The 14,296-nt window shown below is 41.9% G+C and carries 19 protein-coding genes; all 19 read right to left on the bottom strand.

Annotated elements, in window-relative coordinates; all coding sequences use genetic code 11:
* Positions 1–12: 12 nt before the first annotated feature.
* The 19 genes from JXR81_10775 to JXR81_10685 all read right to left on the bottom strand — a co-directional run bounded on the left by JXR81_10775 (position 13) and on the right by JXR81_10685 (position 13,963).
* Positions 13–912 carry a hypothetical protein gene (locus JXR81_10775; protein MBN2755326.1) on the bottom strand — a complete coding sequence of 300 codons (900 nt, stop codon included), beginning with the start codon at positions 910–912 and terminating at the stop codon, positions 13–15.
* The gene (locus JXR81_10770; protein MBN2755325.1) at positions 884–1,423 is read right to left on the bottom strand and encodes a DUF1007 family protein; all 540 of its coding nucleotides are present in this window, start codon (positions 1,421–1,423) and stop codon (positions 884–886) included. Before JXR81_10770 ends, JXR81_10775 begins: the two co-directional genes overlap by 29 nt.
* A 1-nt stretch (position 1,424) precedes the next feature.
* Entirely contained in the window at positions 1,425–2,240 is an 816-nt protein-coding gene (locus tag JXR81_10765; protein ID MBN2755324.1) for a metal ABC transporter permease, read from the bottom strand.
* Between the two features lie 55 nt (positions 2,241–2,295).
* Positions 2,296–3,195: a zinc ABC transporter substrate-binding protein gene (locus tag JXR81_10760; protein ID MBN2755323.1), complete on the bottom strand. Its 900-nt coding sequence runs from the start codon at positions 3,193–3,195 to the stop codon at positions 2,296–2,298.
* An 11-nt stretch (positions 3,196–3,206) separates the two neighbouring features.
* Positions 3,207–4,268: a hypothetical protein gene (locus JXR81_10755; GenBank protein ID MBN2755322.1), complete on the bottom strand. Its 1,062-nt coding sequence runs from the start codon at positions 4,266–4,268 to the stop codon at positions 3,207–3,209.
* Between the two features lie 378 nt (positions 4,269–4,646).
* Positions 4,647–5,435 carry a zinc transporter ZupT gene (gene zupT / locus JXR81_10750; protein ID MBN2755321.1) on the bottom strand — a complete coding sequence of 263 codons (789 nt, stop codon included), beginning with the start codon at positions 5,433–5,435 and terminating at the stop codon, positions 4,647–4,649.
* A 12-nt stretch (positions 5,436–5,447) separates the two neighbouring features.
* A complete protein-coding gene (gene feoB / locus JXR81_10745) occupies positions 5,448–7,592 on the bottom strand; it encodes a ferrous iron transport protein B (GenBank protein MBN2755320.1) in 2,145 nt (714 codons plus the stop codon).
* Entirely contained in the window at positions 7,585–7,863 is a 279-nt protein-coding gene (locus JXR81_10740) for a ferrous iron transport protein A (protein ID MBN2755319.1), read from the bottom strand. Before JXR81_10740 ends, feoB begins: the two co-directional genes overlap by 8 nt.
* Positions 7,864–7,908: 45 nt before the next feature.
* A complete protein-coding gene (locus JXR81_10735) occupies positions 7,909–8,334 on the bottom strand; it encodes a transcriptional repressor (GenBank protein ID MBN2755318.1) in 426 nt (141 codons plus the stop codon).
* 69 nt (positions 8,335–8,403) lie between these two features.
* Complete coding sequence (locus JXR81_10730) at positions 8,404–9,642, bottom strand: MFS transporter (protein ID MBN2755317.1); 1,239 nt, start codon at positions 9,640–9,642, stop codon at positions 8,404–8,406.
* Positions 9,629–10,288: a hypothetical protein gene (locus JXR81_10725; GenBank protein ID MBN2755316.1), complete on the bottom strand. Its 660-nt coding sequence runs from the start codon at positions 10,286–10,288 to the stop codon at positions 9,629–9,631. Before JXR81_10725 ends, JXR81_10730 begins: the two co-directional genes overlap by 14 nt.
* Positions 10,289–10,405: 117 nt before the next feature.
* Complete coding sequence (locus JXR81_10720) at positions 10,406–10,780, bottom strand: ankyrin repeat domain-containing protein (protein MBN2755315.1); 375 nt, start codon at positions 10,778–10,780, stop codon at positions 10,406–10,408.
* A gap of 24 nt (positions 10,781–10,804) precedes the next feature.
* The gene (locus JXR81_10715) at positions 10,805–11,023 is read right to left on the bottom strand and encodes a hypothetical protein (GenBank protein ID MBN2755314.1); all 219 of its coding nucleotides are present in this window, start codon (positions 11,021–11,023) and stop codon (positions 10,805–10,807) included.
* Positions 11,024–11,069: 46 nt separating this feature from the next.
* Complete coding sequence (locus JXR81_10710; protein MBN2755313.1) at positions 11,070–11,621, bottom strand: hypothetical protein; 552 nt, start codon at positions 11,619–11,621, stop codon at positions 11,070–11,072.
* A complete protein-coding gene (locus JXR81_10705; GenBank protein MBN2755312.1) occupies positions 11,618–12,151 on the bottom strand; it encodes a hypothetical protein in 534 nt (177 codons plus the stop codon). Before JXR81_10705 ends, JXR81_10710 begins: the two co-directional genes overlap by 4 nt.
* A gap of 55 nt (positions 12,152–12,206) precedes the next feature.
* Entirely contained in the window at positions 12,207–12,503 is a 297-nt protein-coding gene (locus JXR81_10700) for a hypothetical protein (GenBank protein MBN2755311.1), read from the bottom strand.
* Positions 12,496–13,122: a hypothetical protein gene (locus JXR81_10695; GenBank protein MBN2755310.1), complete on the bottom strand. Its 627-nt coding sequence runs from the start codon at positions 13,120–13,122 to the stop codon at positions 12,496–12,498. The genes JXR81_10700 and JXR81_10695 overlap by 8 nt, the downstream gene beginning before the upstream one ends.
* Before the next feature lie 185 nt (positions 13,123–13,307).
* A complete protein-coding gene (locus JXR81_10690) occupies positions 13,308–13,532 on the bottom strand; it encodes a hypothetical protein (protein MBN2755309.1) in 225 nt (74 codons plus the stop codon).
* 101 nt (positions 13,533–13,633) lie between these two features.
* Positions 13,634–13,963 carry a hypothetical protein gene (locus JXR81_10685; GenBank protein MBN2755308.1) on the bottom strand — a complete coding sequence of 110 codons (330 nt, stop codon included), beginning with the start codon at positions 13,961–13,963 and terminating at the stop codon, positions 13,634–13,636.
* Positions 13,964–14,296 lie beyond the last annotated feature (333 nt).

Here is a 14,296-nt window from a genome sequence, read left to right as displayed (position 1 = left end):
CCGATTTTTTATTTATCGGTAAATATAAGGAAGCATAATCATGCCGCCGGACAGGCATAAAATGACCGCGGCGCCTGCGGGAAATATTTTTGAAGTTAAAACTGTTTTTATTTTACCCGGCGCGGATTCGGCTTTTTCCCTTATATGCCATACTCCGGTTGCTATTAAAAACTGTGTCAAGGCCATACCCGCAGCGAAACACATTGTAAACAGAAGCCCCTGCAAATAAAGCCCGAAACTGAATGAAAAAATCAATATAATTGAAGTGGACGGGCACGGAACAAGCCCCACGGCAAGCGCAAGGGCAAGCGGATGCCCGGTATTTTTTTTATTTTCCGCCCCTTTTTCAGAACGAAAGACTTTAAACGCCATTATTATACCTATAATAAATATAAGGGCCCCTGACGCGAATTGAAGCGCGTCTTTAACCGCGCTCTCTGAATCTTTCAGCACGCCTTTAAGTATAATAAAAAATAAAACCACCATAAGAACAGCCGACAGCGCGTGGACAACGGCGGAAAAAACCGATACAAACACAACGGTTGAATATTTTTTTCTTGAAGACGCCATCCATGATGAAATAACTGTTTTGCCGTGGCCCGGCCCAAGCGCGTGCACCGCCCCGTATAAAAAAAGGGCAGCCATTAAAACGGCAAGCACGCCGGATTTTCCGGTTTTTTTATAATTATCTATCTTTGCCGCTATTTCCCTGTTCAGCCTGGCCTGCCAGATAATTGTTTTCTTTAAAAATTTGCCTGAAACAAAGCTTTTTTCACCGGCTGTCCTTTTTACAGGCCTGTCAAACGGATTATCTCCGGCCGCAAGAAAAGACACAGTAAAAAAAAATAAAATAAAAATTACCGCCTTTTTATAAGCCGGCATATTAATAATACGCTTCAACGGCGTTTCCATAATCGCCCTCCAAAAACTTTAACTTCATTTCTTCATTACCTTTAAGAACTATATTTTCTTCAAACAGGTCAAAAGCAATATAAATCTCACTGTCCTCAAAGTATAATTTAAACTTTCTCTTAATTTCCATATTAACTTTAGCTTTAAAAATGTAGCTTATTTCCTGATCTTCGCCTGTTTCTATAGAAAAATAATAAGGGTCAATTTTCAAAGGTTTTCCGCCGTCAACGATTATAAAAGTATAATAATTATAAGCGGAAAGCGATTTAAAATCTTTTTTTCTTATCTTATCAATCTCCGCTTCGCTTATTTCGCCGTCACCATCAGAATCAATATATTCAAACAAAGAAACAGATGTCATCCTGTCAAACACCCATTCCACTTCTATCTCTTTTAACCCTTTTAAGTCCGTGTAAACAAACACATTAGGCGTTATAAAATAGTGCGGATGCGCATCCAGACTTAAACCTGTGAACAATATCATAATAAATAAAAAAATCATTTTCTTCATATTATCCCTTTCTTTTTTTAACGGTTAACCTTACAACCATAGAAACCGTAAACAAAATCCCGAATACCGCAACAACTGACGCGCCTGTCGGAAGGTCATAAAATACAGAAACAGCCATTCCAAATAAACTTCCTGTTATTCCAAGTATCCATGAAAAAAACAGCCTTGCGCGTATATTTTCAAAAAACATCATAGCACAAACCGCAGGCACAATAAGGAAAGAAAAAACAAGAAGAACTCCTGCCATTTCAACTGAAGAAGTGACTACGGCGCCAAAAGTAGCATAAAACACAAAATCCCAGAACGGCACATTTATTTTTTTTCCGCCATCTGTATTGCCTTCTGTCACGGCAAAAAAATTCTTTCTAAAAATATAATGAAATATGCCTATGGCGGAATACAGTACCGCCATTTTAATAACCTCCTGTGGTTTCACAAATAGTATATTTCCTACAAGCATGTATTTTATGTGTTCCGCTTCGGATGGAGCTTTTGAAAGAATAAGCACGGAAACAGCCGCGGCAAATACGTACAATATCCCAACTATAGCCTCCTGCTGCACCTGTTTCCCGGAACTACGCGACCACGACAAAAAAATTGCCGCAACTAGTGTTGCTGTCAAAGAGACAAAATAAGACCCTGTCGTATGCAATTCTATCCCTAATAAAAAACCCAATAATGCGCCAAGAGCCGCAGTCTGCGCAAGGGCAAGGTCAACAAAAATAACACCCCTTTCTATTACATGCATGCCAAGATATGCGTGTATCCCGGCAAGCACTACGCACGCAATAAACGGCCATATTATAAGTTCCAGCATAGTATCTCCATTTTTAAACTCCTGCCCCGCGTAACGCGGGGCAGGAGTTGTTTTTCTATTTTAACGCTTTTTCAAGTTCCGTTACATTGTATTCAAAAAGGTTAATATAGGTGTCAGCTTCCTTAACACCCAGCGCCGAACTTGGTATTCTTACAATTTTCGCGCCGGTCATCTGCGACAGCCGCTCCATTGCGGCAGAAGGATAAAAAGGCTCCGCGAAAATTATTTTCGTCCCTTCTTTCTTCATTTTTTCCGAAAGAACCGCCATTTCTTTGGGAGAAGGTGCAATTCCGGGTTTATTTTCCAAATATCCCGCGCTTTTCATTCCAAAAGCTTCTGTAAAATACAGCCAGCAGTTATGCGTTGGAAGCACGGATATGCCCTGAAAAACCGACATTCTTTTTTTCCATTCTTCTATTTTTTCCTTAAGCTTGTCGGCATATACCGTATAATTTAACTTAAACGCATCCGTGTCCGCAGGGCTTATGGCTGAAAGTTTTTTTAATACAGTCCCTGCCATTAAAATCCCGTTCGCTGGATCAAGGTGATAGTGGGGATTGCCATAGATGTGCACATCGCCCATTGACCCGTCAATCTTGCCTTTCGGCACTTCCAGTTTATTAATTTCTGCCGAAAGGTCAATATAGCCGTCAGCGCCTTTCTGAATTTTATTATTTTTGGAAGCCCTTATAACCCCGTCCATCCACATATCAAGGTCCATTCCAATAACGGCTACGGCATCAGCATTTTTTGCTTTCATTACCATTGAAGGCCTTGGTTCCACGGAATGCGGGTCCTGTCTGCCGTCCATAAGCCAGTATACTTCCACCTTATCCCCGCCGATATTTTTTACTATATCCGCAATTTCAGGCGTAGTACATACCACCTTTAACGTCCCGCCAAAAAGCATAAATGGAAAAACAGCCGCAGCCAGCATAAGCAGTATTTTTTTCATTTTTCACCCCTTTATTGAAGCGGGTGCGTATGCGGCCCGATTCCAAAGATTACTTTAAGCATTCCGGTATGTTCCTGTGCTTCAGGGGAATAGGAATATTCCGCCCTTAATTTAAGCGATTCAGTCATGTAATTAGACGCTATCACAGAAAACACGGATTTTTTTGTTTTTTCGGGGCCCGGCGTTTCCGACCAGTCATACTTTAATGCCGCTTCCCATTGTTTGTCTATCCTGTAACCAAGATACGCGTAAGCGCCCCAGCTTTCAAAAGTACCGGGCGGTACTTCGCGTTTTAAATAAACCGCTTCTGCAAGCACCATCAGACGCGAATAAGCTGACGGCCAAAACTTGAAAGTAAAATCCGCTCCCGTCATTTGTATTCTGTCCATATGCTCAAGGTAATGAGCTCCTGTGCCTTTTAACCCGCTAAGTCCCAGCTCTATTTCAGCAGACTCGGCAGGCGCAAAAGAAGACCATACCCTTGCGTTATATATCTCTCCCGCAGGTGAAAAAGCATGATGATGTTCTTCGGATTCTTCAGCTTCTTCATGGCTGTGTGCGGACGATACCCTGTATATGCCGGCCTGTACATTAATAAAAAAAGGCAGCGGCAAAAGCATGTCTATGGAAGCGCCGTCACCGGCAAGGCTGTGTTCCCCAAGAAAACTGCCATACGCAAGAGGGGCGCCTAAAAAAAGCCACTCGTGCGAGTGTATGTGATTTATCCTTCCAAAATCAACCAGTTTCCTTCCGGCCTTTAAACCTGTAGAAAAGGGAAGGTTGGCAAATGTGGCGTAGGCTTCCTCCACTTCAAAATTAATTGAACCATCATGATTATGCGCGCCAACAACAAAATCCGCGCGGACATCGGGATGCATATAACCTGTCGCGCATATTTCAAAACCATCAAAAGAAACAGATGCTTCTTTATTGCCGTCCGAATCAGCCATAGCATTTAATCCCGCCTGGCCTATAAAACTGATGTCAGGAAGGGCTGTCGCCGCACTTTGTTCAGCAGCATTTAAAAACGAAAAAATAGATATAAATAAAACAATAAACATTAATTTACGCATTTCGCGCCTCCGTGTTTTTTATAAAACCGCTTTTGAAAATTCAGCAGTTTGCCGGAGGCGCCCTTGCAACAAAAAACTTATAATATTCTTTAAATGAAAATACATTTGTTAAAAACTTTACTATAATACAAATAAAAAACAGTACCAAAGAAAGAGTTACAGGAACAGTTGCTAAATACTTACCTATGAAATTACATATATTACAGTTTCTTTCTTCATGATGATTGTTATGATGATGAAAAGCACCGGCCACAGAAACAAACAAAATAATAAAAAAAAGTAAAAAAGTAATATATTTTTTTTCATGTACATAGAATACCGCTTTATACTTTTTTGTCAAGTTTTTTAAAAACAAGATTAAAAACAATTATCAAAATTTTACAACAGATTCAAACTTACCGCCATTACCGCCATACCCGCGGCTATACCCGCGATTTCCGTGTGACCTTCCCCGTATTCACGCGCTGTGGGCAGCAGTTCATCAAACGAAATATATATCATGATTCCGGCGACAGCCCCCATTACAATACCCAGAAGCTGCGGTGTAAGAAAAGGCGCCAGTATCAGCCAGCCTAAAAGCGCGCCTACCGGCTCTGCAAGCCCAGATAACGAAGAGTATAAAAAAGCCTTTTTTTTGTCATCGGTTGCCGCGTAAATCGGTACAGACACCGAAATACCCTCCGGAATATTATGTATAGCCACGGCTATCGCAATTGTTATTCCAAGTTTGATATCGCTTGCGGCCGCCGCAAAAGTGGCGAACCCTTCCGGAAAATTATGAATTGTAATTGCCGCGGCGGTAAAAAGCCCGGTGCGCATAAGTTTGTGTTTTGAATGTTTGCCGCTAATCTTCAGTTCTTTTACGCTTGCGTCAGACCTTACTTCATGCGGGTTCTGCGCTTCCGGTATCATTTTGTCAATCAGCGCGGTAAACCCCATTCCTCCAAAAAATGCCGCCAAAGATATCCATGGCCCGGCGGTTTCCGCTGAATGAGGAAGTATTTCCATAAATGATACGTAAACCATAACTCCCGCAGACAGACCAAGCCCGAACGAAAGAAACTTTCCCCCCCTGCTGCCGGAAATAAACGCGATTGCCGCGCCTATAGCGGTTGACATACCGGCGAACAAAGACAGCAAAAGCGCGTATAATATATTTATTTCCATCTTTTCTCCCTTTTATAAAAACAACAGCGCGATACGGTAAACTATAAAAGAAAGCACCCACGCCACAGACATGGAATATGCTATATAAAATAAAGTTATTTTCATCTTACCGACCTCTTTATGAAAAACCGCGGTTGCCGCAAGGCATGGTACGTACAAAAGCACAAAAACTATAAGCGCAAGCGCTACAGCCGTGTTATACGAAGGGTCTGAATGCAGCATTTCCTTTAAAGGCGAGGTCTCTTCGCCTATATCTCCAAGCGAATAAATTGTCCCCATCGTGGACACCACGATTTCTTTGGCGGCAATACCGGCGGTTAAAGCCACGCCTATGCGCCAGTCAAAACCAAGCGGCCTTATCAGCGGTTCCACCGCTCTGCCGAATTTTCCGGCAAAAGAGTATTCAAGTTCTTTGCCGGCCAGTTCATTTCTTAAGTTTTTTATTATACTCTGTTTTTCGCTTTCCGGAATGGTTTTCATATTTTCAACAGCCGCTGTTTTCTGCGCGTACTCATCAGCCAGCTTATGGTTTACCGGAAAATTTGAGGCAAACCATATTATTAAAGAAGCGGCAAGGATTGTTGTACCGGCTTTTTTCATGTACATCCACGCCTTCATCCACATCTGCATAAGGACGGACTGAAGCGACGGCAGCCTGTAAACGGGAAGTTCCATTACAAACGGCTCGCTTTGCCCTTTAAAAACAGTTGATTTAAAAAGTTTTGCAGACGCCACTGCCACCAGTATGCCAAACAGGTAAACGCCAAACAGAATATTGCCGGCAGTATTTTCCGGGAAAAACGCCCCTATTAAAAGCACGTACACGGGAAGTTTTGCCCCGCAGCTCATGAACGGAATTACCATCATTGTGGCAAGCCGGTCACCGCGGTTCTTTAACGTTCGGCACGCCATAAACGCCGGCACAGAACATCCAAAACCCGTGACCATGGGAATAAACGACTTGCCGTGAAGCCCTATTTTATGAAAAGCCTTATCCACCACAAAAGCCGCGCGCGCCATATAACCCGTGGCTTCAAGAAAAGACAGCCCAAAAAACAGAAGAAGTATATTGGGAAGAAATACAAGCACGCCGCCCACACCGGCCACGATTCCGTCCACAACAATTGAACGCATCAGGTTATTGCTTATATTATTGCCGGCTTTATTTCCAAGCCAGTTAAAAAAATTTTCTATCCATCCCATCGGAGCTTCGCCAAGCTTGAACGTCATCTGAAAAATAAGCCACATTATCACAAAAAATACCGGAAGACCAAGCACCCTGTTTATTAAAACCGAATCTATAATGTCAGTGGCAGTCTTTTTATCCTGTTCTTTTTCCATAACAGTTTCTTTAAAAGCGCCGCGCACAAAAGCATGCCTGTCTTCTGCTATCTTTTTTTGAATATTCATTTTAACCGCGGCTTCAAGATTTTTTAATATCTGCGGAAGCTCTGTTTCAAGCCGTATCCAGGCGGGGCTGTGCCTTGCCATATTATAAGTAAACGCGTCGTGTTCCAGAAGTTTTATCGCGGCAAGCCTTGGTTTTAACTTTGATGACATTGCAGGGTCGGCTTCAACCATTGCCTGCAGTTTTTCAACTGCGTCTTCAATTTCATCACTATAAGTGATTTTAGCTTCAGGGGGAGTAATTTTCCCTTCATAAAGCCTTACTATGTGGCTAAGAAGCGATTCAAGCCCTGTTTTTTTGGCGGCGGAAACCGGCACCACGTGGCATCCCAAAAGCTGCTGCAGCATTTTAAACTCTATTTTAATACCCTTCTCTTCCACTTCATCATACATATTTAAAGCCATTATTGTTTTGGGCTGCAATTCCAGAAGCTGGACAGAAAGATACAAACTGCGTTCAAGGTTGGTGCCGTCAGCCACATTAACAATAACGTCGGCTTCCTTTGATTCTATGTAATCCCTTGCCACCGTCTCTTCCGGGGAATACGCCGTAAGCGAATATGTCCCGGGCAGGTCTACAAAATTTATCGTATACCCTTCATATTCAACTTCCGCTTCATATTTTTCAACGGTAACACCGGACCAGTTTCCCACTTTTAAATTTGTGCCTGCAATCGCGTTAAACAGCGATGTCTTTCCGGAATTAGGATTTCCCGCAAAGGCGGCTTTTATTATTTTATTTTTACCCATTGCGGTTCCCTCTTCTGCCGGACATTGGTATGCCGTCGCCAACCTGCCCTGTTTTTTCAACAGATATAAATGACGCCTCTTTAACCCTTAAAGCCATCATGAAGCCGCGCAGCTTAATTTCAATGGGGTCTCCCAAAGGCGCCTTTCTTACCACTTTGAATTTTGTCCCTGTTACAAGCCCCATATCCAGCAGCCTCTGCGCCACTTCGCCATGCGCGTCAACCGAAGTTACAACAGCTTTATCGCCCGCTTTTAATTCCGACATTTTCATATCCGGCTCCTTTTGAGATACAGTCTCATTTAGCGTTTAAAAAAATTACTTTCTGCACCTGCTGCAAACGCCTCTTATTTCCATCCTGTGCCCTGTCATTTCAAAATTATATTTTTTTGCTATCAGTTCCTGGTGTTTTTCAATAACATTATCGTGAAATTCCAGTATTGCCCCGCATTTTGTGCAGATCATATGGTCATGATGGCCGTTGCCCTGTGAAAATTCATATATCCTGCGCCCGTCTTTCTGGATGCTTTCTTCAACTATTTCAGCTTTTACCAGAAGGGGGATAGTGCGGTAAACCGAAGCCCTTGAGGTTTTAATGTCAATTTTTTTTACCGAATCAAGCAGCTGTTCCGCGTCAAAATGGCCCTTAATAGAAGCGGCGGCTTTTACAATAATATCCCTGCCCCGGGTTTTTTTAAGGGACTTCTTTTCCAAAAAACTGCTGAATGTTTTTTCCTTATCCATGCCCTTCTCCATTTTGATATTGAATCTCAATAGCATTATACAAAATATCAGGCGATTGTCAATATGCTTTTATATTTTGGACGTATTTACTTTAATCTCTTTTTCCATATAGAAAAACACGCCAAGCGCCAGTACCTGCACGCCGGCTATTCCCCAGCATAAAACAGGAAGTGAAATTTCATAAAGGATTCCCGCAAGCCAGCTGCCTGCAAAAAGCGCTATACCGTAATTAAAGTTAAAAATACCGTACCCGGTACCGCGTTTTTTCATGGGGGTAATATCCGCTATTCCCGCTTTCATTATTGTTTCATGCGCTCCCATTACAACCCCCCATAATATCGCGGATGCAAAAGCAAGCCACGGCTTATTTGTAAAAGCCAGAAAAGGAATTAAAGCTGTTAATACAGGCATTGACGCCAAAGTAACAAGGCCGCCGCCGTGGTGGTTTAATTTTTCTTTCAAATAATCATACCAGTGCCCCATAACATAAGCCGCCGCGCCGTCTGAAAGCATGGCTGCGGCATAAAATAAAGGTATCATAACGTCTGATATAACCCCGGCTGCTTTAAAATGAAAACCCATGATTGCATAACTTATAAAACCAAAAGCAGTAACGAAAGAAAAAATATTATATATCCAGAAAAGTTTTGTGATTGTTTCCGGGTCGCCGTCTTTTTTTGGCGGCTCCAGCTTTGACGGGTCAGGCACTTTTGTATATGCTATCCATACAAATATCATAAGCAGTATAAAAGGAATTATAAAAATTCCGTACGCGTGCCTGTAATCAATTGCGGTTTTAACACCGCCGCCTGTTGCGGCAAAGTATCCCGCAAATATCAAAGGCCCCAAAAGCGCGCCAAACTGATCAAGCACTTCCTGAATTGCAAACCCTTTTCCGGTGCCGATTCTTTTTGCCGCGCTTGATAAAATTGTATCCTTTGCCGGCGCGCGCACAGCCTTACCCAGCCTTTCCAATACCATAAACACCGCCGCCATCTGCCATACACCGGTTAAAGCAAGCATGGGTACGGTAATTAAAAGCCCGTAACCCAGAAAAGTAAATACCCAATACCCTTTTGTTTTATCCGCGAAATATCCTGATGCCAGCCTTAAAGCGTAACCTACAAACTCTCCTATACCCGCGATTAAACCCACCATTGCCGCGTTAGCGGACAGGGTTTTTAAATACGGCCCGTTTACGCTTCTGGCTCCTTCATAAATAATATCGCCCAAAAGGCTTACAAAACCAAAAAATATTACAAGCTGAAAAGCCCTTTTTAAATCATCTGTCATTTCAACTTTTGGCATCAGGCTGCTCCTTTTTTATCTGAAGAATTCCTATAAGCGGCGGTATCCAGCAAAGATTTGCCGCTATGGTCTCTATTGCTGAATATGTCTGCGTATCCGGTTTAAACCCAAGCAGCCTTGCGCCCAAAAGCCCCGCAGGCACTATTGCAAGTATAAACAAGCCCGCAAGCATGACCGGATTTTTTATATACGCTTTGAAACCTTTAGATACATTGCCTTCTTTTTTGGAAAAATACATAAATCCGGAAACGCTTGCGCCCATCTGGTCGGACAGCGCGTAAAAATACGGTATATAAAAAGCCTGCACGCCAAGCATATCAACACCCATTAACCTGCTTGTAAAATCTATTATCCAGGGAAGCGCCATTCCAAAAAATTTTCCCCAGCCGTATGCCTGCGCCAGCGACATTGCTTTGCCCTGAATTTTTTTCTTTATCGCGAATATCCCTTCAAAGATGCTTTCCCCCTCGCCGGAAAATGTCCTCACCAGCCAGTTGCCGACAGCATTTAAAGGCATACCCAGATAATCCAGAACCGCGCCAAGCGCCAGCCCGATTCCATATCCGGAAAGTGTATAACCTATCATTTCTTTAAATTCTTCCCTCTCATCTTCACATGCGCATCCTTCTTTTGTTTCACCGCACATAGTATTGCCCCTTAATTTTTTATACTACTGTATATAACCTTTCCTGCAACAAACAGAATTACAATTCGAATTATAGCAATTATTATATAATCCGAAATACCGTTTTTTTTAAATTATTTATTTTGCGCCGGATTTTTTTAAAAGGGCTGTTATTAATACATCTTTTATCTCGTTAACAGCCCTTGTCAGGGCTGTTCCTTTATATTTATCCGTAACGTTAAGATCAGCACGCGCGGCAATAAGCAGTTTTACCATTTCAGTGTTTTTATTTTCAACAGCGCGCATAAGCGCGGTAATGCCGTCAAGGCCGCGGGAATTAACATCAGCTTTGGCCGAAATAAGATATTTAACCGCGCCTGTATGGTTATGATACGCCGCCCATACTATGGGGGAAATCCTGTCACGGTCGCGGGAATTTATATCAATGCTATTTTTAGCGCACTCTTTTAACTCGTTAATAACCCCTTTTTTTGCGGCTTCAAATATATCCATATCCCCGCCATATTTTTTTATTGCCTATCCCTGCGCTATTATTACCTGTGCCCTGTCTGCCTGATTTGGAAGCAGGTCAGCGGGTACTTTTTCTTTTCCAAGTTTTTTAAAAATAATATATCTTGCGCAGCCTTCAAAATCTCCCCTGCAGAACTTTTTCTTGTAAATCTCCGCTGTTGCCGGCAGATTTACCATCTTGTCATTAAAAAACGGACATTTTTCAAGACACTCACAATCAGCCATACGCCACCCCCATATCAATTTTCACACCGATGTAATTATACTATATTCAAAACGCCTCTGTAAACACATCCGCCTGCCAGGAATAGCCGGGCAGGTAATCTCCGGTTTTTTTGATAAACTTAAGGATATCACTTTGTTTTATGTCGGTGCCCTGTACCTTTGGATCAAGTATTAAAATTTTTATTTTACCCTCTTTTTTTTCTTCGTCTTTTTCAAACAACACCACCGTGGGTATTGTCGCGCTGAATTTATACAGGATAAGCTCCCACGGCATTTTATATGTGTAATATTCTTTTACAAGGCCGGCAGGACAGCACACCTTTAAACTGTGCATTCCGGTTGCAGGGCCTATGACGCTGTCATAATAAAGTTCAAATTTAAGTTCTTCACTGAACACAGGCATTTTTTCTGATTTTATATCCTGTGTTAAAGCTTCGGTTTGTATTGTTTCCGGTATCACCGGCTTGGCCGTCTCTTTCATGGTTGACATTATTACCGCAAAATCCAAAATTACAAATACCGCAAAACCCGCCGCCATATTACGCAGAAAATTATCTTTTTTTATTTTAACAGATACCACGCGCGCCCCCCTCTTCATTCCCTCACCTTTATTTCTCCCCTTACCATACTTTCCGGCCTGTGTTTTTTTATAAGCCTGAAAAGCCCGCTTAAACTGTTTTCAACACTTTTCCTGTACTCTTCAGAATCCATCCATACCCTGAAAATTACCGTATCCTTCTGCGCCGGATCATCTTCAAGCGTCACGTAAGCTTTTACCCCGGGGCCAAAATCATAATCAGCTATTTCAACGGGAAGTTTTAAGGTGTAACGGTAATCTTCGCTGCCATCCTTATTAATGACTTTAAGGACATATACCCCCCTTTTACTTCTTTTATCCCCGTATTCATAATATTCATAAGACCTTTTATCTGATGATATTTTTTCCCCGATTGGTGTTATTGCCTGTTTTTCTATCGGAAAGGAGTAAATGACAGCCCTGTCATTGCTGATACTATTGCCTTTAACAAAGTACAATAAATAAAAAACAGCACATAAAAAAATAAAAACAATTATTATTAACGGGAGTATTTTTATATTGCCTTTCTTTTTCTGTTTATGGGCGGGCATCTTTTATTTTCCCCTTAAAAAAAACCGGTATTTTTTAACGGTTTTTATACAGGTATCATCTTTCTTCTATAAGCCTTCCTTCGTTGAATATTTGAACTTTAGAAAGCCTGCCGTCAGCCCCGTAAAAAGACCATTCGCCGTGCATAAGTCCGTTTTTATAAGACCCGGTTACAGAAACCCTGTCTTCTTCGCCGGATAATTCCCTGTAACTTCCGTTTTTTATGCCGTCGGTTAATTCAAATTCCCTGGTTATCGCGGTTTCCGGGCAGCTTTCCATAAAAGTGCCATTTGCAAGGTAGGCTCCGGATTCATCTTTATTGCATCCGCCGCAGCCGCTTTCTTTATCACTCACCTTTTTCCTCTTTCACGCCATCACCTTTCTTTTCCCTGAAAACCACCATGGCCTTATTAATAGCTTCTATGAAACCTTCAACGTGGTCTTCAAACACCAGAACCGTATCCTGCCTTAACCTGCCGTTATCGTTGCGCGTCTGTAATATAACAAGAGCGCTGTCGCCTGTTTCAGTTTTCTGCATTCCAAAAGAGTATGTCCTTTTAGCCGCGTCAAATTTTCCTATTTCAACAAAATCCCTGGGTGGGCCGTTATGTTTTTTCTGCTGGTTAAAAGGTTTATACGGGGGCCTGCCCTGCGCTCCAAAATCTTTTTTTCTGTCATTAAAGAATTTTTTCTTCCCGCCATCGCGGGAAAAACCCGCGGTATTGCCGTCACGGGAAAAACCGGCCGTATTGCCGTCGCGTGAAAAACCGGATGTGTTTCTGGAATATGAACCCGTTGACCCCGTACCTGCAGAACCATATCTTTTAGCGCCGTCTCTTGAATTGCCCATTGCAGGCCTTTCATGCGACGTTAACCTTGTAGTATAGCCTGAATTTCCCCCAACGTACCTGCTGTTGCCTGCATCTTTGCTTCCTGCCTGACCGGCGGGTTTCTTTCTGTAAACTGCGGACATTAAATGTCTCCTTTTGATTATCACGGGCCCCAAAATTATTGTGTCACGTGATGTTTATGAGATTTTTCCCATGTTTGATGAAGTTATTGTAGCATATTAAAAGTTTTTTTCAACATTATTTTATTTTTTAATTTGATCGTTTAAATTTTTTACCGAAAAAAGACTTAGCGGCATACAGGAAAAAATCAGTTAGCCCTTGTTGCGCGGAAAGCCTGCTCTTTAATCTCTATCACATGGTGTTCAAAAGCCATTTCCAGGATAAGTTCTTCCTGCTGCCTGCCTGTCAGCGTGTTGAATAGGGCCCTGTTATCCGGCTCCATAAGCTGAAGAAGCGACTGCTTGGCAGATTCAATGGTTTCTTTTCTGCGCGGAGATTTAAGAAGCTGTTTTTTAGATATTTCTTTTGCCATTCCATTCCCCCTTAATTTAACAACATAAAAAGTATAGCAGGGGTTTTATCAATTATCAAGTTTTCTGCTGCCGGGGCGGAATAAATTTTCATATAAAACTCTTATAACGTTAATCCCAAATTCAACATGATAGTGCCGTTATGTGTTTCAAGTTCAGGATGAAAAGGAAGCAGGCTGTAATGTACCGTAAACCCATAATATGTCCCAAAGTCACCACGAATATTATATATATTGCATCCGCCATGTATACCTATATCTGTGCCATATATGTCAGAATCCGCGTAGCCGGAATAACCATCGTATGTTCCCACTAATTTGGGTCCAAAATACATTCCCAGAGACAATGTTGACAGCGCGTATGACTTAAATACAATCGCAACCGGGATATTAAGATAACTTACATAAAATGATTCATATCCCGAAGGCGCCAATAATATGCCGGTCTTAAAAGCGACAATATCATTAAAATGATACAATACATATGCCCCAAAGTTAAAATATATACTATCAGGAACAACGGAACCGCCATAATATGAACCTGATAATCCTCCGAAGAAATCAAATGTAAAAGGATAAAGGTGTACGGTTTTAAAACTTTCCGGCTCTCCAACAGTTTCATCTGTTTCTGCCTTTTTCTTTACAGCCGATTTTGTCTCATAGGAACCATAAAGATAATCTTTGAGTCTGTCATAAAATTTGTGTAAACGGCCATAATCTGAAGTACACTTAAGTGTACTGAGTATAATAAGGAGGATGGATTATGG

Source organism: Candidatus Goldiibacteriota bacterium (genome assembly GCA_016937715.1).
In the GTDB taxonomy this organism is placed as follows: Bacteria; Oederibacteriota; PGYV01; order PGYV01; family PGYV01; genus PGYV01.
This window is presented reverse-complemented; position numbering and strand designations above follow the sequence as displayed.